The 24,143-nt window shown below is 38.1% G+C and carries 17 protein-coding genes; 13 read left to right on the top strand and 4 right to left on the bottom strand.

Translation table 11 applies throughout. The features are described from left to right. Positions 1-9: 9 nt before the first annotated feature. On the bottom strand, positions 10-1,161 hold the full coding sequence (locus M1D98_RS17210; protein ID WP_435576282.1) for a CDP-glycerol glycerophosphotransferase family protein: 1,152 nt from the start codon (positions 1,159-1,161) through the stop codon (positions 10-12). Between the two features lie 95 nt (positions 1,162-1,256). Continuing rightward, positions 1,257-2,030, bottom strand: a complete 774-nt coding sequence (locus M1D98_RS17205) for a WecB/TagA/CpsF family glycosyltransferase (RefSeq protein WP_010328809.1) — start codon at positions 2,028-2,030, stop codon at positions 1,257-1,259. A gap of 507 nt (positions 2,031-2,537) precedes the next feature. Between M1D98_RS17205 and tagD the strand changes: the two genes are divergently transcribed. From tagD to tagH, 6 genes are all read left to right on the top strand, one after another. After that, positions 2,538-2,927, top strand: coding sequence for a glycerol-3-phosphate cytidylyltransferase (tagD, locus tag M1D98_RS17200; RefSeq protein WP_435576281.1), 390 nt, complete (start codon positions 2,538-2,540; stop codon positions 2,925-2,927). Positions 2,928-3,021: 94 nt separating this feature from the next. Continuing rightward, positions 3,022-4,212, top strand: a complete 1,191-nt coding sequence (locus M1D98_RS17195) for a CDP-glycerol glycerophosphotransferase family protein (RefSeq protein ID WP_268552125.1) — start codon at positions 3,022-3,024, stop codon at positions 4,210-4,212. A gap of 35 nt (positions 4,213-4,247) precedes the next feature. Next, positions 4,248-7,469, top strand: coding sequence for a CDP-glycerol glycerophosphotransferase family protein (locus M1D98_RS17190; RefSeq protein ID WP_456279778.1), 3,222 nt, complete (start codon positions 4,248-4,250; stop codon positions 7,467-7,469). 17 nt (positions 7,470-7,486) lie between these two features. Then, on the top strand, positions 7,487-8,701 hold the full coding sequence (locus tag M1D98_RS17185) for a glycosyltransferase family 4 protein (protein ID WP_456279777.1): 1,215 nt from the start codon (positions 7,487-7,489) through the stop codon (positions 8,699-8,701). A 207-nt stretch (positions 8,702-8,908) separates the two neighbouring features. Beyond that, positions 8,909-9,736: a teichoic acids export ABC transporter permease subunit TagG gene (tagG, locus tag M1D98_RS17180; protein ID WP_010328803.1), complete on the top strand. Its 828-nt coding sequence runs from the start codon at positions 8,909-8,911 to the stop codon at positions 9,734-9,736. A gap of 19 nt (positions 9,737-9,755) precedes the next feature. Further along, positions 9,756-11,339: a teichoic acids export ABC transporter ATP-binding subunit TagH gene (gene tagH, locus M1D98_RS17175; protein ID WP_010328802.1), complete on the top strand. Its 1,584-nt coding sequence runs from the start codon at positions 9,756-9,758 to the stop codon at positions 11,337-11,339. A 38-nt stretch (positions 11,340-11,377) separates the two neighbouring features. Here tagH and galU read toward each other — a convergent pair whose 3' ends face one another. Beyond that, positions 11,378-12,256 (bottom strand): UTP--glucose-1-phosphate uridylyltransferase GalU, encoded by an 879-nt coding sequence (gene galU, locus M1D98_RS17170; protein ID WP_010328801.1) that lies wholly within the window; start codon positions 12,254-12,256, stop codon positions 11,378-11,380. 342 nt (positions 12,257-12,598) lie between these two features. Between galU and M1D98_RS17165 the strand changes: the two genes are divergently transcribed. The 4 genes from M1D98_RS17165 to wecB all read left to right on the top strand — a co-directional run bounded on the left by M1D98_RS17165 (position 12,599) and on the right by wecB (position 18,667). Beyond that, positions 12,599-13,963, top strand: coding sequence for an alpha-glucosyltransferase N-terminal domain-containing protein (locus tag M1D98_RS17165; RefSeq protein WP_326980694.1), 1,365 nt, complete (start codon positions 12,599-12,601; stop codon positions 13,961-13,963). 34 nt (positions 13,964-13,997) lie between these two features. Further along, entirely contained in the window at positions 13,998-15,518 is a 1,521-nt protein-coding gene (locus M1D98_RS17160) for a glycosyltransferase (RefSeq protein WP_456279776.1), read from the top strand. Between the two features lie 73 nt (positions 15,519-15,591). Further along, positions 15,592-17,502 (top strand): glycosyltransferase, encoded by a 1,911-nt coding sequence (locus M1D98_RS17155; protein WP_026014459.1) that lies wholly within the window; start codon positions 15,592-15,594, stop codon positions 17,500-17,502. Between the two features lie 22 nt (positions 17,503-17,524). Beyond that, on the top strand, positions 17,525-18,667 hold the full coding sequence (wecB, locus tag M1D98_RS17150) for a non-hydrolyzing UDP-N-acetylglucosamine 2-epimerase (protein ID WP_010328797.1): 1,143 nt from the start codon (positions 17,525-17,527) through the stop codon (positions 18,665-18,667). A gap of 39 nt (positions 18,668-18,706) precedes the next feature. Here the strand turns inward: wecB and tagU are convergent, their stop codons facing one another. After that, positions 18,707-19,627, bottom strand: a complete 921-nt coding sequence (tagU, locus tag M1D98_RS17145; RefSeq protein ID WP_121643396.1) for a polyisoprenyl-teichoic acid--peptidoglycan teichoic acid transferase TagU — start codon at positions 19,625-19,627, stop codon at positions 18,707-18,709. A 211-nt stretch (positions 19,628-19,838) separates the two neighbouring features. Here tagU and M1D98_RS17140 point away from each other — a divergent pair, with 211 nt between their 5' ends. From M1D98_RS17140 to M1D98_RS17130, 3 genes are all read left to right on the top strand, one after another. Next, positions 19,839-20,162, top strand: coding sequence for a hypothetical protein (locus M1D98_RS17140; protein ID WP_010328795.1), 324 nt, complete (start codon positions 19,839-19,841; stop codon positions 20,160-20,162). Between the two features lie 27 nt (positions 20,163-20,189). Next, positions 20,190-22,343, top strand: a complete 2,154-nt coding sequence (locus M1D98_RS17135) for a SpoIID/LytB domain-containing protein (protein ID WP_010328794.1) — start codon at positions 20,190-20,192, stop codon at positions 22,341-22,343. A gap of 88 nt (positions 22,344-22,431) precedes the next feature. Further along, positions 22,432-23,919, top strand: a complete 1,488-nt coding sequence (locus M1D98_RS17130) for an N-acetylmuramoyl-L-alanine amidase (RefSeq protein WP_010328793.1) — start codon at positions 22,432-22,434, stop codon at positions 23,917-23,919. Positions 23,920-24,143: the final 224 nt, after the last annotated feature.

Here is a 24,143-nt window from a genome sequence, read left to right as displayed (position 1 = left end):
ATATAAAGATCAGCTTAATTTCTCATTTATATAGCTTAAAAGCTGCTTACTGGCATTCCCTATCGAGTACCGATTCCATTCACGTGAAAAGCGCTCCACTTCTGATTGGAGCTTGTCCATATCTTTCAGCTGGTCCAAGAGCATTTTTGAATCACGGCAAGGAACCCCGGGAATCACTTCTTTATAATTCCGTATTAAACCGCGGGTTCTGTTATAAGCCTCCATATCATACGCATAAAACAAAATGGGTTTGTCCAAGAGCGCGAATTCAAATGGGACTGAAGAATAATCTGATATTAACAGATCACCCATTTTCAAAAGGTCTGCAAGAGGGAGATCTGACACATCTTTTATCCACGCGCTATCTTCAGGTAATTCAGCAGAATGCTTCATCACAGGATGGAGTTTTACCGCAAGTACATATTCTCCTTTTAAGTCATGCTCCAGCTGCTTTTCTGAAAACGGCAGGGAAAAGCTTTCGAACTGATGGTCCCTAAAAGTCGGCGCATACAGCATGATTTTTTGGTCTGCCGGCAGATGATATTTGTTCTTAAGATCAATCCTGTTTTCCCGTGCCTCATAGTAAGCATCGGTTAAAGGCACACCGAACCGAAGAAATGGGTCACCTTTTATGTCGAAAAACTCCTTGAATATGCCAGCCATATGTTCAGAACCGACAACAATTCGGTCAAATGAAGCATACACTTTGCGAAAACGGCTTACATCAGCCCGCGAACGGTTCTGTGTGTTGACATCCTTTAACCCAAATCGCTTAAACGCCCCGTTTGCATGCCAAACTTGGATACACTCAATCTCAGGCCTGCTGGCCAAAACAGTTGTCAAAACAAAATAGTTGTCAACGATCACAGCCTTACTGCTCAGCATAGAAAAGACCGCTTTACAAATATGAAGCGGGTGTTTTTCGTTAATAACGGAAGCAGTAAGAGAAGGAAATTCTTTTTCCAGTGACTTGGCATGCTGGGTAAGCAGCACATGAATGGGAAATGAATAGTGTCCCTTCTGGTATTCCTTTAAGATTGCACGGGCATTATCAGGAAAGGAAACCAGAAGCGTCACTTCTTTGCCCGGTTTGACCCAAAACAGCAATGTGCCAATGGTTTTGATGAACAAATAATAAAATAATGCAATCCAGGATTTCAATCTGTCATCAGCTCCAAAGGGCTGTCACAGATTGTCCTCAGGCCCAGCGAAAGATTCATGCATTTCATTACATACCATAACTCCTTTAAGGCCGATTACAGATGGCGTGATTGATCTTTGACCTGCCCCGTATATTGCGGCTTTGCTGCAGCTCGTTCATGCTTCAGCGTGGCTGTAACATACTTAGGAATGCTCAGCATTCTTCTCCAGCGCGCAGGATTGGTGATCAGCCTGTACATCCATTCAAGATGAAAACGGATAAAAAATGACGGCGCTCTTTTGACATTGCCGCTGAACACATCAAAGCTTCCGCCCAGCCCTGCAGCAACAGCCTGAGGGAATAAATGGCGGTATTGATGGATAAAGAACTCCTGATTAGGATAACCTAACGCGACAAATACCATATCTGGATTTGCGGCCGCAATCTGGTCCGCCACCTCACGTTGATCTTTCACATAGCCGTCAGAGTATCCGGCAATTTCAATCCCAGGATAATCACGTTCGACGCGCTCTATTGTCTGTTCAATGACATGCTTAGCAGCACCGTAAAAGAAAACCCGCTTTTTCTTCTGATTAGCTTTATCCAACAGCGACGTAAACAAATCATAACCGGCAATTCTGGATTGAAGCGGCTTCCCGATTAACTTCGAAACCATTACAACACCAATGCCATCCGGCAAAATAAAATCAGCAGACGAAAGAACCGCTTCATAACGCGGATTCTGCATCGCTTCAAATCCGATTTCAGGATTCGCTGTTACGATGAACGCACCTCTATTCTGGTCCAAGTATGACGTTTCTAAATGTGATACAAATGAAGTTAGTTCACCGTCTACAAAATCTAATTGATTAATGGGTTTTGTTTGCATCGTAACCAACCCTCCTTTTCATCTACATGTCTATAAAAATCACGTGTCATTCGTATAGTTTCATTAAAGCCTCTTTGCCTGAAAACATCTTACTCTATCTTACCACAAAAATCTTTAGGAACTTTTAACATTCACATTACAATTCCTTCACGTTTTGACGATGAATTAATATGACAAGGGCGTACAGAATAAATGACGCAGCAGAAAGAAAATCGTTTCACTTAAAAGAGTGACAAAAGAATCAATTTTTCCACAAAAGAAAACTTGTTATAATGGAGATGGTTGAGACATTAGTCCTGCGAATTTATAAAACAATACAACGGTAATACCAAAAAATGCTTGCGATTGACATTTTTAAAGTGCCTTAACTTTTATAGGAACTTATGCTATTATTGTTCAATATTAAAGGTACGTGAAAATTATGTCGAAATTATAAACAATCTGTTAAAGGTTTTGGTTTTTTTCTGTTACTCTCAGTTGAAAACGCTTGGAAGGTGATGTTATCTAATGAAGAAAGTGATAACGTACGGAACATTTGATTTATTTCACTACGGACATATGAAGCTGCTGGAAAGAGCAAGAGATCTGGGTGACTATTTAATTGTAGGATTATCTACAGATGAATTTAATCTTCAAAAACAAAAAAAATCGCATCATTCATATGAACATCGAAAATTCATTTTAGAAACGATCGATTTTGTTAATGAAGTCATTCCCGAAAAAAACTGGGAACAAAAAATCTCAGATATTCAAAAGTACGGAATCGACACATTTGTCATCGGCGATGACTGGGAAGGGAAGTTTGATTTCTTAAAGGAATATTGTGAGGTCGTTTACCTTCCAAGAACAGAAGGCATTTCAACTACCCAGATCAAAAAAGACATGGCTAGTTTATAGAAGCACTAACTAAAAGAGGCTTGAAGTAAATTCAGTTGCTTCTTTTTTTCTTGTTTGCGCAAGTATAAATTTTTCACTCTTTAAGGAGTTCATGATGAAATCTTTTATTTTTATAAAATGCAGAAGTTTATTAATCAGAGGCTATTCATTTCTTTTTAAGATTTTCTCTCTTCTGCCAAGAAACAACAAATTGATTTTGTTTGAAAGCTATTCTGGAAAGCAGTTTAGCTGCAACCCCCGAGCAATCTACGAATATCTGCAGGAAAATAAAGATCAATATCGTTATAAATTGATATGGAGCATTGATAAACGGTATTTGTCAGCATTAGAAGGTGTTGACGCGGCATATATAAAAAGGTTTTCTTTTAAATGGATTTGGTACATGGCAACAGCGAAATATTGGATTACAAACAGCCGTCTTCCTTTATGGATTCCAAAACCCAAAAATACACTGTATATACAAACATGGCACGGAACTCCGTTAAAAAAACTTGCCAATGACATGGACGAAGTACACATGCCCGGAACAACAACGGAGAAGTATAAACAGAATTTTTTGCGGGAAGCAAGCAAATGGGATTATTTGATTTCGCCTAATGCCTATTCGACCGAAATTTTTAAACGAGCTTTTCAATTTGAAAAACAAATCTTAGAGACTGGTTATCCGAGAAATGATTATTTATTTTCACCAAAAACTAATTTCGAGAAAAATAAGATAAAACAGAAGCTTGGTATAGATATAAATAAAAAAGTGATTTTATATGCGCCTACGTGGCGGGATAATTTATATCATAAAAAAGGCGCTTATAAGTTTGATATACATTTGAATTTAAAACAACTAAAAGAACATCTAGGTGATGAATATGTTGTTGTACTTCGAATGCATTATTTAGTGGCTGATGTTATTGATTTAGAGGGTTTAGAAGACTTTGCATATGACCTGTCTAGATATAATGATATCCGTGAACTATATTATGTTTCAGATATCTTAATTACTGATTACTCTTCTGTATTTTTTGATTTTGGGTCACTTAAGAAACCGATCATTTTTTTTGTTCCTGATATTGATGTATATAGAGATAAATTAAGAGGGTTTTATTATAATTTTGAAAATGAAGCTCCTGGACCGTTATTGATGACTACAGAGGAAGTAATTAAATCTGTTGATAATGTAGAAAGTTTTGATTACGATGCTAACGATAAATATCAGAAATTTCACAGTAAGTTTTGTTATTTAGAAGCAGGCGAGTCAACAAAGAGAGTTGTAAAAAAGCTTTTTGGATAAACGATAATTCAGCAAGCAAAGAAAGGCGAGACTTAATGGACTACGGCATATATTTAATAAACATGAAAGTTGAAAATGAAAATATCGTATTTGATCTGATGTGTGAAAAAAAAGATTTTTATGAACACTTTTTCAGCAGGATAGAGAATGTTGCGCTTGCGACTTCTAACAGGCATATTGATCTCTTATCGAATATCTCTTTAATTAGCGATGAAGGCATTATGAAAGTTGTTATCCCATTAGATGAGCTTAAGTCTTGTTCGGATAAATCAGTTTTTAAACTAAAGCTTATTTTAGATAAAGATGAAGTTTTTATTGATATTCTAAATCAGTTAAATGATACTTTTAAACTAGTTATTGATGGATCTGTGTTAGAGTTTGCTCCTGGAGTGGATGGAATTTTAATGGCAAATAAAACAAGCCTTTCCGAATCGGCTTTTGTAATTGAAAATGTCCAAATGTCAGCAAATTCCACGACTTTTATTGGATCTCATACATTTTTGTTTTTAAATAGCTCTGTCAAATTCATAAAATGTTATTTAGAAAACGAGGCAACAAAAGAACAATTAATAATACCAAAGAACTCTTTGTTAATTTCAGAAGACTCAAGTTTTGAAATATCCTTAACACTGAATGGGTATCCTTTATATCAAGGAAACTGGTATTTTTATACCGAAGTGAAGATAGGTGAATATCAGTTTACAATTAAAGTGAAAACTGATATAGATACTGCTTTACAAACCAAAGAGATCTATACTGAAAATGGCGAACTATTTGTTCATAATGTTTCCCAGACTCAAAATAAAGAATTGCTAATTAACATTTCTAGGTTTAATGCAAAGTTAGTTCAAACGAAAATTCATCAATTAAGCATTGATAATAATGACCTTCATTTGAATTGTAAAATTACTCCAACTAGGGACGAACAGATTTTTATTAAACAGTTAGTGTTTATCAATAGAAAAACTGTAGATAAGCACATTATTCGTCTGCAGGAAAAAGATTATAATAACGGCTTTTTACAAGTAAGCATCCCTTTATTAACACAACGGTTTTTTGAAACTGATGGAATATGGGACGTTTATCTAGAGTTCGATACAAATGGATTAACAGTAAGTCAAAGATTATCATTTGATTCAGAAAATGATAAATCTACGGGTAAATTTATCAGTCTGCCAAAAACCATTTACAATTCTAAAGGATTCATAAAAAGAGCACGTATGTATGCTACTTTAGATAACAACTTGGCGGTTTTAATAAAAGATTCAGCAATTAATGGAGAAATATCTTATATACATCATGATGGTGTTGATTTAATAGTTAAAGGTTCTATAGAGGTTTTAGATAAGGAAATTGAAATTAAAAACGTTTTTTTAGCTAATGAAAGTGAGCAGAAAATTTATTTTATTAATAACCTAGAAAAAACTTCTTCTTGTTGGCATTTTGAGAGCAGGCTTAACATAAAAAAAACAGATATAGAGGCAATGAATCATTTTATTTTTGATTTTTATATTTCAATTCTTGTTAAGAATCAAGAATATGCTGTGAAGCTGAAGTCGAACTTAGATGATATTTTAGACAAATCACAATCTCATGTTTATCCGGAGTTTGTAATTAAAGATATAAAACCGTTCTCAATACAGCCCAAATTTAATCAATTAAATGAATTATCTTTTGTTTTTTCTTCATATATCAATGCTGAATGCACAGATATAATCAGTAAAAATAAAGAGATAGAAATTCATTTATCGATTGAAAAAAATCATTTGATATACGATAAAATGTATTTAAAGTTAAAAGATAAGAATAGCCGTTCGGTTCTGGTTGAACCTGCGTTCGAACAGGAGCAACAAGACTATAAAAAATTTGTATTTATATTGAATGAAGGCGAAGCTGGGTGTTACGGCTTGGAAAACCAAATGCAATACGATGTCGGTCTATGCTTATTAATTAGTAATAAGTATGTTGATTCATCAATAAACATAAAAAATTTAAAACTAATAAATAGTAAGTCAACATTTAAATCTGGTGCAATTAAAATTAATAAGTCTCTCTTTTTATCTGCTTTTATTGATAAAAGAAACGCTCTTTTAAAGCTAGAGATGAGAGATATAAAGGCTACTGAAAAGAAATTGGAAAAAATAAGATTCCTATTTGCAGGAGTAATAGCAAAAGTTTTAAAACCTTTTGCTAAAAAACCAGTGTGGTTTGTTGGAGAGAATTTAGGAGAAGTCGCACAGGATAATGGGTTTGCATTTTTTGAATACTGTGTTCAAAATAAAAATCAGGAAAAATACTACTATGTAAGTAAGAAAGATAATAAAAACCCTGGCAACATTTCGAAGTATCCGAAAAATATTATAACTTATGATAGTTTTAAACATCTCGTCTTTTATCATTTAAGTAAATATTTAATTGTAAGCCATGGTATTAGAGATGTAATTCCTAGTGTCATTCATAATAAAATGAGTGAAAATCCAAAAGATATTATTTATTTGCAGCATGGTATCATTGCAATGAAAAAATTGAGCTTTAATAGAAAATCATATAACAGTAAAATTAAAAAGTTTGTCGTTTCATCTGATCACGAAAAGCAGATTTTAGTGAAGGACATGAATTTTAAAAAAGATCAAATAATGGTAACAGGACTATCGAGATTTGACACGTTGATTGACGACAGTAAAAAGATGAAGTCTAAACAAATACTTCTTATTCCGACTTGGAGAGAGTGGATTGATGACTTTGAAAATTCTAGTTTTTATCTCAATTACAGTGGATTTTTAAATAATAAAAAACTGCATAAACTTTTAGAAGACAACAATATTATATTGAAATTCTTCATGCACATAGAACTACAGAAAAAATATAGTAATTATTTTGAAGATCTACACAAAAATATAAAATTAGTACAAGTAGGAGAAGAGAGCGTTAAAAGTCTTGTAAGTGAAAGCTCTCTAATGATAACGGATTACTCAAGCGTAGCTTTTGACTTTAATTACCTAGAAAAGCCTGTAATCTTTTATCAATTTGATCTACCTGATTATTTACATTACAGAGGGTCTTATATCAATTTAAAAACAGATCTATTCGGACAAACAGCTTATACAGATGGAAGTTTATTGGAAATCGTTCAAAAGCAAATTGAAAATGATTTTAAGTATGAAAAAAAATATAAGGTGAAGTCAAAGAAATTTTATAAGTATCAGGATAAACAAAATTCAGAACGTATTTATAACCAAATAAAATTGCTAAAATAGGAAAGGAGGACAATGGAGTGAAAATCACTTTTTTGGTTTACAATATTTATGGCATGGGTGGTACAGTGAGAACTGTTGCCAACACAGCCAATTATTTAGCTGCCCAAAACTATGATGTTGAAATTATAAGTGTTAGAAGAACAAGGGGTAAACCCATGTTTGACCTTGACAAGAGGATTAAATTAACACCCATATTTGATGCAAGAAGAGGAAAGCTCTTTGGCAAAAACACACCTTTATACAAGAAAATCATTAAAAGAATTTTAATGAAGATGCCAAGTGTGTTTATTGATAAAAATGAAGATCTATATCATATGTTTAATTTGTTTGTAGATCTTAAAATTCTAAAAAAACTTTCAGAAATTAATCAGGGTGTACTTATAACAACTATTCCATCTTTTAATTTCTTATCAGCTAAATTTGTTAATCGTAATGTCATCAAAATTGGCCAAGAGCACAAATTTTTTGGCGGGTATGAAAGGTCAATTCAAACGAAAATCAGAAAGTATTACAAAAAACTGGATGCTCTAACATGTTTAACTGATGCTGAGATTAATGATTATAAGCGTCTTTTAAATAACAACACCACAGATTTATATAAAATAGAGAACGCAACACACATGCCAAAAGAGAGCTCAAACCTTGTAGAAAAAACAGTAATAGCTGCTGGAAGATTTGTTCATGAAAAAGGTTTTGACCAATTAATTGATGCATTTGAAAAAGTGTCCCAAGAATATCCAGAATGGAGATTAAAAATTTTTGGTGATGGTGTGGAGAAGGATTCATTACGTCAAATGATATTCGATAAGAAGTTGTATAATAATGTTTTTTTAATGCCGAAAACAGATAATATTATCAAGGAGATGGCCAATTCCTCAATATATGCATTGAGTTCAAGAAATGAATCATTTGGAATGGTTATCATTGAAGCTATGTCCGTAGGGGTTCCTTGTGTTAGTTATTCTTGTATTGGTCCTGCTGAAATTATCAAAGATGGTGAAGATGGGGTATTAGTCGAAAGAAACGATGTAGACAAGCTAGCCGAATCTTTAACCACTTTAATAAGAGAAGATAGTTTGAGGAAAACAATGGGGAGAAATGCAAAGGAAAATGTCAAAAGATACTCATTTGAAGTTGTAGGATCAAAATGGGAAAATCTTTTACATGAGCAAGAATTCAAAAAAAACAAAACTCCCTTAAAAAAGATTTATTCACAAATTGAGGTTCAATAGTGTTGTAATTAGTATTTCGAGACAATATCTCGAAATACTTTTTTGTTTACTGTGGCTATCATTAAATAAATCGAGAGCATTTTCACTGATCTTAAACCTGCTATGGTGTGAAAAAAACTCTATTATCTGTTACAATATTCACCGGTGCTTTCAAATTTCTTTAACCGAAAGATCCAAAAAATCATTTAAGTCTAAGGAAGATAAATAATGAATGCATTAGTAAGAATCGTAAAAGAGCAAGTGACATCGTTTCCTTTAATTTTGCGCTTGGCTTCGTATGAGACAAAGTCTCAGTATCAGATGAATTATCTTGGCGTATTATGGCAGTTTTTAAACCCTCTCATTCAAATGCTGGCGTACTGGTTTGTATTTGGTATGGGAATTCGCAACAGTAAGCCAATTTTAACGGGTGTCGGAGAAGTGCCTTTTATTGTTTGGATGCTTGCTGGTTTGATTCCATGGTTTTTTATTAGCCCAACTATACTTGATGGATCAAACAGTGTGTTTAAACGGATTAATATGGTCGCGAAGATGAATTTTCCGATTAGTTCACTGCCTTCTGTTGTGATTGCTTCAAATTTATTTAGTTATTTCGTAATGATGGGCATCTTTTTGATCGTACTTTTGACTAACGGAATTTATCCAAGCTTACATTGGATACAATATATTTACTACTTAGCCTGTATGATCATTTTTATGTTTTCATTCAGTTTGTTTAACTCGACGATAAGCGTCCTGGTACGCGACTATCAATTTTTGCTGCAATCTGTAACAAGATTATTGTTCTTTTTACTTCCGGTTTTTTGGAATATTTCAGAACAGCTTGGAAAAAATCATCCGAACCTTCTGCCAGTGCTTAAGCTGAACCCGATTTATTATCTGATAGAAGGGTTCCGGAATACGTTTTTAGACGGGCAATGGTTTTTCCAAGACATGAAATACACGCTGTATTTCTGGCTGTTCACATTCCTTTTATTGTTGGTAGGTTCTATCCTGCATATGAAATTTAGAGACAAGTTTGTTGACTTTCTTTAATACGTAAGGAGATTGTACGATGAAACTAAAAGTTTCGTTTCGAAATGTTTCAAAGCAGTATCATTTGTATAAAAAACAATCGGACAAGATTAAAGGGTTGTTTTTTCCAGCTAAGGATAATGGTTTTTTTGCTGTGCGGAATGTCTCCTTTGACGTGTATGAGGGAGAAACAATCGGCTTTGTAGGAATAAACGGGTCGGGGAAATCGACCATGTCTAACCTGCTGGCTAAAATTATTCCGCCGACCAGCGGTGAAATCGAAATGAACGGCCAGCCGTCGCTGATTGCGATTGCAGCCGGTTTAAATAATCAATTAACGGGCCGGGACAATGTCCGGCTCAAGTGTTTGATGATGGGATTAACCAATAAAGAAATTGATGATATGTATGACAGTATTGTGGAATTTGCCGAGATTGGCGATTTTATTAATCAGCCGGTTAAAAACTATTCCAGCGGCATGAAATCGCGTCTTGGTTTCGCGATCTCCGTGCATATCGACCCTGACATTTTAATTATTGACGAAGCGCTCTCCGTAGGGGACCAAACGTTTTACCAGAAGTGTGTAGACAGAATAAATGAGTTTAAGAAACAGGGAAAAACGATTTTCTTTGTCAGCCATTCCATCGGCCAGATTGAAAAAATGTGTGACCGCGTCGCTTGGATGCACTACGGCGAGCTGCGTATGTTTGATGATACAAAAACGGTTGTTAAAGAGTATAAAGCGTTTATTGACTGGTTTAATAAGCTGTCGAAAAAAGAAAAAGAAACCTATAAAAAGGAGCAAACGGAAGAGCGGAAGAAAGAAGATCCTGAAGCGTTTGCCCGTTTCCGTCAAAAGAAGAAAAAGCCGAAATCACTGGCTAATGCAGTTCAAATTGCTATTTTGTCTATCTTGACGGTCTTTACTGCAGGAACCATGTTCTTTAACACGCCGCTTCGAACCATTGCTTCGTTTGGCGCTATTCCCCAAAACGAAGTGAAGAACCATCATGGCGATGCAAAGGGAAAGACAGAGGAACGTTTAACCGCAGTCAATAAACAAGGGTTTATTGCTGATGAAAAAGCGTCTGTTTATAAGGATCAAGCTTTGAAACAGAAGGCTGACATGACACTGCCATTCGGTACCGAGGTGACGGTAGCTGCAAAAGGAAAGCAAGCAGTAAAAATAAAGTTTAACGGGCAGCCTTATTTTGTAAAGCAGAGCGCTGTTGCAACAAACGTAAAACATGCTGAGTTGCAGGCGGCGGCCTTTACGCCTTATGTTCCGCAAAACGCGGCTTCTTCCTATGAATACTTCCTGAAATTCTTGGGAGACAGCAGCACCAACATCCAATCGAAATTGAATGGATATACTGTAGGAGATACGGCTGACGGCAGAAAAACCCTGGATTTTGATTATGAAAAAATCAGCTATGTGCTGGAGAATGATAAAGCATCTGAGCTTATCTTTCATCATATTTCTCCCGTTACTCCTGCGTCATTATCATTAAGTGACAGCGATGTGTTATATGATGGCAAGAAGGATCGTTTCCTTGTCAATACAGATGATGAGGTCTTTGCGGTTGATAATGAAGAGCATACGCTGACCTTGATATCGAAATAAGAAAAGGCTATTGGATGAATGTCCAATAGCCTTTTTGTTTACACTTCTTCTTTGTTTAATAAGTTTTCCATAAATGGAACGAGTTGCTCCCGAAGCTCTTTATCCTGCATCGCAAACTCAAGAGTTGTTGTGATAAAGCCAAGCTTTTCACCAACATCATAACGCTTGCCTTCAAAGTCGTACGCAAACACTCTTTGAATTTCATTCAGCTTTTGAATGGCGTCTGTCAGCTGGATTTCTCCGCCGGCACCAACCCGCTGCTCCTCTAAGTACATGAAGATTTCAGGCGTGAATACGTAACGGCCTAAGATGGCAAGGTTAGAAGGAGCTGTGCCCTTAGGCGGCTTCTCAACGAAGTTTTTCACCTGATAACGGCGGCCTTCGCTTGTCAGCGGATCGATAATGCCGTAGCGGTGTGTTTCTTCTTCAGGCACTTGCTGAACACCAATAATAGAGGAAAGCGTTCTTTCGTACTCATCCATTAACTGGCGCAATCCAGGCTTTTCAGCTTGAACAATATCGTCTCCAAGCAGAACCGCAAACGGCTCATCACCGATAAAGTTGCGCGCGCACCAGACAGCGTGCCCGAGTCCCTTAGGTTCTTTTTGGCGGATATAGTGGATATCAGCCAGATTCGTAGCTTTTTTCACTTTTTCAAGGAGCTCAACTTTACCTTTTTCTTCTAGGTTTCTTTCAAGCTCAGGAGAGTAATCAAAATGATCCTCAATCGCACGCTTGCTTTTACCTGTGACGATAATAATATCCTCAATACCAGCTTCAACAGCTTCTTCAATTATGTATTGAATGGTAGGCTTATCAACGATAGGGAGCATTTCTTTCGGCATTGCTTTCGTAGCCGGCAAGAATCTCGTTCCGAGACCAGCGGCAGGGATTATGGCTTTACGTACTTTTTTCAATGTCAAAGCACCTTCCTTAAAAACAGATTTAGGGTTCAGCTTTGTGAAATGCTGATTATTTAAAATGTTTAAGTTTCTTTTCTCATCAATACCCTATTTTCATTAGGTTAAACACATTTAATCATATAAGAAAAACCAATTTTAAACAAGAGTCAATACAGTAACTTTGAGATCAAGGAATGACAGAAAATAATCCAATAGATAGGAAAAGCAGCTTGTGTTAATCAAAAATATTCCAGAGGTGTAACAACTCCTTCATGTATAGAGACAGCTCAGCAAAAATGATATAATGTAGTTCTGAAATTGTGACTGTACGAATTTTTTCGAAAGGTAATAAAAAAGATGACGATGAAGGTTTCTACCCCACAATTAGCATATGTTTGTTCAGGACTTCATACTGCAAAAAAGTTCAATATTAATATAATTGATTGGAATTATCAAATGGAAATTGTCACTTTGCATCATGAGCCTAATGGGCCTTCTTCTTTTAAAGATGCTGCTGTTATGAATATGTACAGCTACTTTAAAGGACCTGAACCTCAGAAAGTTAAAATAAAGCATCCGATAGAACAAGAAGGTTTAACATATATTCAAGAACCGAACAAGCCCATTTACCGCTATTATGACAATGGTCGTTATATCAAATATCAAAGGTTTACAGAAACAGGAGAACTTGTTGTCATTGATTACTTTAATGAAAACAGGCAAAGGTTTAAAAGAGAAGAATATGATTTATCCGGCTATGTACACAGCTTAATATACATGGACCTGGAGACGAACAAACCGAAACAGCATCTTTATTTAAGAAAAGACGGCACCTGTTATATGACCAAATGGTATAAGAATAACGGAACAACTGAAAAAATTATTATTTTTGACGAAAAAGACAATATAGTCAAAGTATTGTCCTCAGAAAATGAACTCTATTATGAATTTCTGAGCCGCCTGATAAAAGAGAAGGAATATTTGTTCTTAACCTCAGAAGTGGGCGTATATAAAACATTGAAGTCTCTTTCTGCTGAATATTCTTCCATATATTTAGGTTTTATGGAGACGGATGAGATATTGGAAAATCCTGAAAAGGAAATAAGCTGCCTTCATGCTTTCGTGGCTCCTTCTTTGAAGAGATATCATGACACAATTGAAAAAACGGGGCCTCGCACAACTATTTATAATGTTTCTGAAGGCTCATTTACCTGGAAAGGCTTTGTGGACAAACTCATTGATCAGGTGCCTTTTCATAACCAACTGAAAGATATGCATGTTAAGCTCTCAGCTGCAGAGTGGCAATCAAAATCCGATTTATATTTATCAGCCGAGGTCGACTTTAAAGGCGGCGTTCCGGCCCATTCTGTTGGCCGTTATCACATGTATTGGAAATTAAAAAATAAGAAAAGCGGCACTGAAAATACGTTTAACGCAAATGTAAACAGCGAGGAAGAGCTGATATTTACTGTAAGCGGTACGCTCCATGTTCTTTCTGTAGTAGATCAGCTATCCGCTTTAGAGTTGTATCTCTGTTGCGAGTGGGATAATAGCTTCTTTGCATCGAGTGTAGAAGTAACCGATCCGAAGAAACTTCCAGCCGCAGAACAAAGCATTTCAGGCTGGCGATTGAAATTGGAAGAAGAAAAAAATCATTTGTGTGTTCATACAGCCGAGGGTTTTCGGAGAAAATTAATGAAGCGGCTGTTCGCCAAAAAATAGCAGAGTAAGCTTTACCAGAAGAAGGAGCTTAAAAATGAGAAGGATCTTTTCACTAATATATGAAATAGACATTGAAAAAGGCGGCATTACAAGTTCTATGATGTCAAGATCTTTTACATTTGCGGAGCGCGGCCATAAAATCGATTTGGTCACGCTTGATTATAAAGAGAATTACGATCAAATTGAGAAAGTGCTGAAGAACGCTGGAAGACTCCATGCTGATGTTAATATCCTTAATATTTATGACGACTATAAAAATCAGCATAAACATATAAAAGTCGGGGATGAACAACAAAGCTATTATGAACAAAATCGTATTCGCTTTGAAGAACCCTATGCTGTTTATCACAATGAGGAAAAGTTAGAGACGGAATACTTCAAGAATGGTTTATATATCAAAAAGAAAAAGTGGGATGAATCGAATAACCTTATATATGTAGATCATTTCAATGAAAATATGCAAATAACAAAGCGTGAATTCTTTCATGGCGCTTATGTAAATAAAACGGTGTTATTTGATACAAGAAGCGGAAAAAACAATCAAATTCACTACACAGCACCAGACGGTTTTTGTTATTTAACGGAATGGCATCATTTTCATACGGGAGCCAGCCAAGGAGTTATGGTGTTTGAGCGAGAAAAAAAAGAAGCTGTCTTTTTCAAAAGCAGGCACAAGTTTCATACACATTGGCTTGAGAAGCTATGTGAAAAAGAAAAAGACCCGATTATCATCTGTGATGGTGTCGGAAGTGCTTCAAAAGTAAATGAAATGCGTCAAGGATTGGCAAAACGATATTACTGTGTTCATTCAAATCATTTAGATTATCCACACACACTAGGCAGCAAAGTTCGGAAAAATCATCAATATGTGATGGAGCATATTAAAGATTATGACGGTCTGATCGTCTTAACGAATGAACAAAAAGAAGATATTATGAAGGATTTTGAGTCGGACCATAATATTTTTGTTATTCCCCATGCTCCAAGAAGGCTAGAGAAGCTAAAAACGTATGAAAAGAAGAAAAACGAATTTGTCATGGTGGCCAGATATCATGAGGAAAAAGGGATCGATAAGGTGATAAAAGCAATGGGAATTGTAAAAAAATCGCGTCCTGAAATTGTCCTTCATATTTATGGCAGCGGTCCGGGCCACGAGGAATATCAGCAATTGATCAATGATCTTAAGCTGGATAATGTGCATTTAAAAGGTTATATCGCAAATCCTGCCCCATTTTATCAGCAGGCGCTTGCCACTTTATTGACATCAAAATTTGAGGGTTTCAGTCTTGCCATTTGTGAATCGTTTTCTTGCGCAACCCCGGTGATCAGTTTTGATGTGAAATACAGTCCAAGAGAGCTCATAAAAGAACACGAAACGGGCATGCTTGTAGAACCTGATCATATTGAAATGCTTGCTGAAAGCATCATTTATATGTACGACAACCCTGATAAAGCCATTCAATATGGAAAAAACGCAAAGAACTTAATGGATACAGAATATAGTGAAGACCGGTTGTTTGAAAGATGGGAAAAAGTATTTGAAATGACGAAATAGTGCATTTTATACCATGTTTGTTCATTATATGAGCTTTTGTGAAGAAATAGAAGCGGATAAGGATAGAGGTGTCATGTTGAAAATTACTGCAGCAGTACCCACATACAACTCAGAACAATTTATCTCCCGCTGCCTGGATAGTCTGGTTCAACAAACGATGCCGAATAATGAGTACGAAATTATTTGTGTAGATGATTGTTCTCAGGATGGCACGGTTTCAATTTTGAAAAAATACAGTGAACAGTATTCTCATATAACGGTTATAGAACGAAAGGAAAACTCGGGAGGGCCGGGCGAACCAAGAAACCAAGCGATACGCGCAGCCAACGGAGAATACATCTTTTTCATTGATTCCGATGATTATCTTGGTATTGAATCATTTGAGAGAATGTATCAATTTGCCAAACAGCATGATTCTGACATTGTGCTAGGAAAAATGGTCGGTGTGAACGGCAGATCAGTCCCGCAAGCTATTTTTAAGGAAACAAAAGCTGAGGCGGATCTTGTTACATCACCGCTTGTCTACTCCATTGGCCCGACAAAGCTTTTTAAAGTTTCATTGCTTAGAAATCATGACATCTATTTTCCCTCTAACATACAAGCGACTGAGGATCAGGTGTTTGTCATGAAAGCTTATTTAGAAGCGAACAAAATTTCTGTCTTGGCCGATTATGATTATTACTACGCTGTACAGCATGACGGCGTGCATATGACATTTGCATATGTGGCGCCTCAAAGCTATTATGGCGCAATGAAGGTTATTATAGATATGATCAGTGAGAGCCGTCTATCGCCTACAAGGAAAAAGAAGTTTTTGGCAAAGTTTTTAAATCGCCATTTTGACTTTTCTAGAACAACGGACTTTACCGTCACAATCGAGGATGAGCAGGAGCAGCAAACATGGATGAAAGAGCTGCACGATTTTGTTGACCAAACTATCCCGCGGGAAATTGATAAGCTTGTTCATTCTCATACACGGTTAAAATTATACTTTGTACGTCATAATGACTTAAATGGCTTGAAGCAGTTTGAAGCTGATAAAGAAAATATGACGCAATTTACGTCTGTTCAAAATGGTCATATCATAGCAAACTATCCAAGCCTTATGCCGTATCATTTAACAGAGAACGAACGAATCGTTGATGACAGAAACAAACTCAGTCATTACGTGAGCGATTTTCAAATGAAGAATAACACCTTTTTATTAAAAGGAACGGTTACACACTCGGCATTACAACCAGAGCATCAAGAGCTGCAAATGTTATCTGGCATCTGGGTGCACCGTGAGAGAAAAACTGAAAAAGTCATTTCCCCGGTGTATGCCAATGGCGGAGAATTTGAGTTTCTCACGAAGTTTACTGATTTGGCTGTTCATGAAGGAGATATTGGTGTTTGGGACTTCTTTATTGAATCAGAGATTGACGGATACACAAAGCGCGCCCGAATTGGCAACAGCAGAGAAAAGTATCCCTATCCAAAGCATGCTAAATATATTGGGAATAACGGAAAATATGCTTTTAGCGCAAGACCTTATTTTACAAAACCATATGATAATCTGTCAGTCGATATCAGAGAACAGGAAGATTTGAAAGTCGAAATCAGAACGAGTGAGTCTGATGAGGATTTAATGTTTGTATTTCCTGGAAGCCAATTGTTTTTCCCGAAGCGTTCTTTATTGCTGCTGGAATTTAAAAACCAAGAGTTTTTAATCCCAATCAATAAACAAATCAGTTCCGCTAAAGAGACAGTGATCCAGATTGACCGGAATCTTGTGGAACAAAAATTTGCCCCTGCTCATTTGCAAAACACCAATATCGCCTTATCTATCAATTCATATAAGACGGCATTGGTTCCAAAAAAGGATGTCAGCGTATACTTTTGCAGTAAAAATATTGAAAAAAAGCTATGGTGCTTTAAAATAAAGAAGAAAGTAGACCTATATATACAGTCAGACGAATCAACATTTTATCTGACAGCCCGTTAAACAAAGAAACCAGGTGACAAATATGAAAAAACTAAAAGTCATGACCGTCTTCGGGACCAGGCCTGAGGCGATCAAGATGGCACCGCTTGTGCTTGAATTGAAAAAATATCCTGAAATAGATTCCTATGTGACGGTCACTGCCCAGCATAGACAGATGCTCGATCAGGTGTTAGATGCGTTTCACATCAAGCCTGATTTCGATTTGAATATCATGAAGGAGCGGCAGACGCTGGCAGAGATTACGTCCAACGCGCTTGTGAAATTGGATGAACTGTTCAAAGACATCAAGCCTGATATTGTGCTTGTCCATGGTGATACGACGACGACCTTTGCCGGAAGCCTTGCCGCCTTTTATCATCAAATCGCTGTCGGCCATGTGGAGGCCGGGCTCCGTACGGGCAATAAGTATTCACCGTTTCCGGAAGAGCTCAACCGCCAGATGACAGGAGCGATTGCTGATTTGCATTTTGCGCCGACAGGCCAGGCAAAAGAAAATTTATTAAAAGAAAATAAAAAGGCTGATTCTATTTTTGTGACAGGAAATACAGCGATTGACGCACTTCGTACAACGGTGAGGGACGGCTATTCGCATCCTGTTCTCGATCAGGTGGGCGAGGATAAGATGATTCTGCTGACCGCGCACCGCCGGGAAAATTTGGGTGAGCCAATGGAAAACATGTTCAAGGCCATCCGCAGAATTGTTGAGGAATGTAACGATGTACAGGTCGTTTACCCTGTGCATCTGAATCCTGTTGTCCGGGAAGCCGCCCAGAAGCATTTTGGAGATTCTGACAGGGTGCACCTGATTGAACCTTTGGAAGTCATTGATTTCCATAACTTTGCGGCAAAATCGAATTTTATTTTGACAGATTCGGGCGGCGTGCAGGAGGAAGCGCCATCTCTGGGGAAACCAGTGCTTGTGCTGCGCGATACGACGGAACGGCCAGAAGGAGTAGAAGCAGGTACGCTGAAACTAGCGGGAACGGATGAGGAAACCATTTATAAGCTGGCAAAACAGCTGTTAACTGATGCTGACGAATACAAGAAAATGTCCTACGCTTCTAATCCATACGGAGATGGAGAGGCTTCCCGCCGGATTGTGGAGGAATTGCTATTTTATTACGGATACCGGAAAGAGCAGCCGGATTCATTTGCAGGCAAATAAAAAAGAAGCTTTGCACACTGTGCAAAGCTTCTTTTTGTTTTAGCTATCCAGATTTTCCTTCAGCTCTTTTGTGATATTGGAAAGGGCGGTTTCATCAGCTTGGTAGTAGTAGATGCCGTTGATTTTTGTGCCGTCACCTTTCAGTTCGTGCTGCTCAATATTTTTGCGCGCGCCCTTGTAGTCGGACTGGATATCCCACATGTCATCAAAGGTCAAGTTCGTTTTCACATTATCTTCAACCACTTTGAACATATCTCCAAATTTCGTAATGGAAGAGATATTCGCGCCTTTATTAATGATTCCTTGGATGACTTGGCGCTGGCGGTCCTGACGGCCAAAATCGCCTCTTGGATCTTCTTTTCTCATCCGGCTATAGGCGAGCGCCTCTTTGCCGTTTAGCGTGATTTCGCCTTTTCCGAATGAATAACCGTCATAGCTGAACGCGAATGTGCTGTTAACTGTAATGCCTCCAAGTGTATCAACAACGTCTCTAAAGCTTTCCATGTTCACTTTCACGAAATAATCTACCGGAACATCGAGGAAGTTTTCAACCGTATCCACTGTCATCTGCGTACCGCCGTATGCGTATGAATGGTTGATTTTATCCATTGTGCCTTTTCCGATTATTTTTGTATATGTGTCACGCGGAATGCTGACCATGTCAGTTGTATTCGTTTTTGGGTTAACAGTCATATAAATGAGCGTATCGGCACGGCCTACATCTCCGTCGCGTTCATCTACACCCATAATTAAGACGGAAAACGGATCTTTTTTATTGATGTTGACCTCTTTATCCCTTTTTTTAGATTTATCAATACTCTCATGAATACTTGCCACAGTTGAAGCAGCTTTATGCCATAAGTAGTAGGCATAGCTGCCTGTTCCGAGCACCAAAACAGCCACAATGGCTAAAATGACAAGTAATGCCTTTCTTTTTTTCTTTCTTTTTTCAGCTCTCATATAAAGTCCTCGCTTTTTTGTCATCTAGTATGATTATAAGTTTCTTAATATTTGAAAACAACTAAAATTTGTCTAGTTCTTTACAATAGACGGCTGCTTGTAACAAATGTTTCGGTATTTTAAGAAAATCCGCAAAAACTTTTCGTTGTTTCGAAAGATATCTTAAAATAAGCTTAAAATTGTCGATAAAAACAGGAGAGGTGATATAGGAATGAAAAAACTTGCTATTTTAATGTTCTCAATGCTGCTTCTATTATCTGCTTGCGGCACAGCTGAGAACTCATCAGGTTCAGAAACAAATTCAGATAGCCAGGATGCGGCTGCTGAAGAAACTGTAACGAAGGAAGGCACGTTTGCCGGTTTGGCGGACAGCCATACGATTGCAGTCGATATTGATGGTAAAGAAACAATGATTCAGGTTGGTTCAGACCTTCAGGACAAAATGAACAGCATGTCAGAAGGACAAAAAGTGGATGTCGAATACACAAAAGATTCAAATGGCGTCTTAACGCTAAAGAGTCTTGAGACGAAGTAATAAAAACTTCTTAGGGGGTTCTATGTTTTGAAAAAAGTGAAGCTCTTGCTTCTTGCGTCAGTCACTGCGGCGGCTTTTGCATGCCCGGCGTTTATGCAGTCTGCGAAAGCCGCTGATAAGACTATTTCGGTGAAGCTGAGTAATTATGTAGGCAACAAATCAAGCTTGAATGTCGATATCACTGGCGGCTATGAAATTCCCGGCTCAAGAATTGCGGATACAGAGCGATACGGGGGGGCTACCCGTTTTGACGTTGCCAATCATGTAGCGTCAGCCGGCTGGACAAATCCAACGACTGTGGTCATTGTGAATCGAGACGCTTTTGCCGATGCGCTCTCAGCAACACCGCTTGCCAAAAAATACGACGCGCCGATTTTATTAACAGACGCAGGTTCGCTAACACCCAAAACAGAAAGTGAAATAGCAAAACTAAATCCTGACAACATTCTCATCATTGGCGGGACAATCAGTGTTTCTAAAAATGTAGAAAATACATTGAGAAAATATGGTTCTATCGATCGGATTGGCGGAGCAACCCGTTACGAGGTTTCCAAAAACATAGCCGATCGAATGGGGAATTACAGCCAGGCAGTAGTGGCTACAGGCATGGTCTTTACAGATGCCTTGTCAATCGCGCCATATGCTGCAATGAACGGTTATCCGATTTTACTTGCGGGAGACAATAACATCCGCAGTGATTACAAAATTCCAAGTAAAGTAACAATTGTCGGCGGTCCGTTGAGTGTCAGCACTGGCGTGGAAAGCACATTAAAAAAACAGGCGGCTGTGAAACGGATTGGCGGGGTTTCCCGCTATCAAGTATCTGCCAATATCGTAAAAGAATTAAATATGAAAGCGACAAAGGTCTTCATGTCAAACGGTAAAACCTTTGCGGATGCTTTAACGGGATCAGTACTTGCAGCGAAGCAGGGCAGCCCTTTACTGTTAGTTGAATCCGGCAGCCTCCCGTCACCAGTCGCTGATGTGGTGGCGTCAAAAGGAACGCAGTCATTTGCACTCCTTGGGGGAAACATCTCCGTGAGTGATACGCTAAAAAATAAACTGGCAGATACTTTCTCAGGATCTGGATATTCAGTTAAGCTATCAGGCGGAAACCTGGTACTTTATAAAAACAGCACTGCTATCAAGACGCTTGGAACTTCTTTCACAGCAAATCCTAAAAAATATGCAACGACTAATTCCATCAGTCTGAATGGAAAGCCGTATCTTGGAAATATGAAATTCACGATCGAGTCAGGCAAATATGTTCGTCCGATCAATGTGAATATTCCTTTCGAAGATTACTTAAAGGGTGTTGTACCTCATGAGATGCCGGCTAGCTGGCAAAAAGAAGCACTTAAAGCTCAAGCTGTCGCTGCCCGTACCTATTCCATCAGATCGGCCGGAAAAGAAGTGCAAGACACCACCGCTTTTCAGGTATATGGCGGATATGACTGGAATTCGAGAACGTCAGAGGTTGTAGAAGCCACAAAAGGAAAAGTGTTGAAATACAACGGCAATTTGATTTCAGCTACGTATTCATCAAGTAACGGCGGGTACACAGAAGCAAGCGGCGAGGTGTGGAGCAGCCAGCTTCCTTATTTAATCGCCAAAAAAGACTCCTATGACCCGCAGAGAAGCTGGTCTCTGTCATTAAATAAAACCCAGCTTGATAAAAGCAGCTTGAATCTTAAAAGTCCGGGATCTTGGTGGGGCACTAAAAATGAAATCAACTCCGCGTATTTGAGCGGTTTGAAAAGCTGGTTTATCAAAAACAAATACAGCAATGCCGAGTCTATTAAAATCACGAAAATATCCAGTGTGACATTCAGTACGGCAAAAACTGCCGGTCAGCGGCCGGAAACAGCAAGTGTGACATTCTCTTATTTCGTGAAAGAAAAATCAAATGGCTACATTCTTTCAAATGGAAGCCTGAGTGAAAAAACAGCAACAATTTCTGTACCTGCGACACAGCTGAGAACGATGCTTGGCGCTTCAAATATGAAGAGTACATACGCTTCTGTCTCAAGCAATACGAATGCCTTTCTCATTAGCGGTAAGGGATATGGACACGGCATAGGCATGAGCCAATATGGAGCGAATGCCAGAGCGGCTGCAGGACAATCGTATACAACAATTTTAAGTTTTTACTATCCGGGAACGACTCTATCAACCTATTAAAAGATTGGTAGAAGTTCAAGGGGGCGATATGCCTCCTTCGTTCGTTATTTGATTTATGAATCATTATCAATCTTTGGAGGGACTATCTTTGCGGATCTTTCTTAAAAGCTTACCAATCTTGATATTGGGAGTCGTGTTGTTTGTACCAAATGCTTTTGCAGCCAACTCTGTCACAAGGCTGGATGGAGCAAGCAGATATGAGGTTGCTGTGAATGTGTCAAAACAGGGCTGGAGCAGTGCGAGCACAGTTATTGTGGCGAACGGAACAGCATATGCCGACGTATTAACTGCCGCTCCTCTGGCTTATAAATACAATGCTCCAATTCTATTGACGGAATCATCCAAGCTGACAACACCGACCAAAGACAGAATCAGCCAGCTCAAACCGAGCAAGGTCATCGTCATTGGCGGAACGATCAGTGTTTCCAACAACGTTGTAAGTGACATTAAAAAATTGGGTGTTTCCACTGTGGAACGGATCGGCGGAAGAAGCCGCTATGAAGTTGCCCAAAATATTTCAAAAAAATTGTCTTCAAATTCAAGAGCGGTCATCGCAAATGGAACGGCATATGCCGACAGTCTGGCGATCGGCTCTTATGCCGCTCGCAATGGTATCCCGATTCTGTTAACAACGGCAAGCTCAATTCCAACACCGACAAAAAATGCGATGAGTGGAAAAGGAACAACTTCGACAATCGTGGTCGGAGGAGCAATCAGTGTGTCTAATAGTGTTTACAGCCAGCTGCCTTCACCAACAAGAATTGGCGGAAACAGCCGTTTTGAAGTGGCTGCGAACATAGCGAAGAAGTACTATTCATCATCAAAGGCTGCATTTGTCAGCAATGGCTATAAATATGCCGATGCTTTAGCGGGTTCTGTGCTGGCGGCTAAGCAAAATCGTCCAATGCTGTTTACAGATGCCGGTTCACTGCCGACTGCCACAAGAACAGTCATCGGATCAAATAGCAAGAACACATTCACTGTACTGGGAGGAACCATTTCAGTTACAGGAAATGTCACGAACCAGCTGAAAAATGTCATTGTAGGCAAAAAGATATTTGTGGACGCCGGACACGGGGGATACGATAGCGGAGCGGTCGGTAATGGTTTAAAGGAGAAAGACGTGAACCTTGCCGTAGCAAAGCTTGTAAACAGCAAACTGTCTAAAGGCGGGGCTGTTCCGGTTATGGCTAGATCTACAGATTTCTTCTTAGAGCTTTCTGAGCGGGTTGCTAAAGCAAAAAGCAATCGTGCAAATCTGTTTGTAAGTATTCATGCCAACTCAGCAGTCTCTTCTGCAACCGGTACCGAAACATTCTATTATACAAAGTATGAGTCAGCAAACAGCAAACGTCTCGCGACCGAGATCCAAAACAGGCTCTACAAAGCCCTCAATACTCAAAATCGCGGCGTGAAAATCGGTAATTTCCATGTGATTAGGGAATCAACGATGCCGAGCAGTTTAGTGGAATTGGCATTTATTTCAAATGTGAACGATGCAAGTAAGTTGAAAAGTGCTTTGTACCAGGAAAAAGCAGCTCAAGCGATATATGAAGGAATTATCGGTTATTATTAGGAAAAGTGATTCACAGTTTTATACATTCATACAGCTTGCCGGCAGAACCCATCAGGAGTTGCCGGCAAGTTTTTTATACGATAAAATGATAAAAATTTTAAAGTATAGATGCTATGTAAAAGTTTAACAAAATTTAAGCTAAGCCCTATTTTTATTGACAGATGTTTTTTGGTATAATGATCAGGCAAAAAATATAACCGAACCATTATGGTAGTGAGGTAATC

It is taken from the genome of Bacillus sp. K7, from assembly GCF_053903245.1.
The sequence above is the reverse complement of the archived record's forward strand: the minus strand, read 5'-3'. Positions and strand labels throughout refer to the sequence as shown.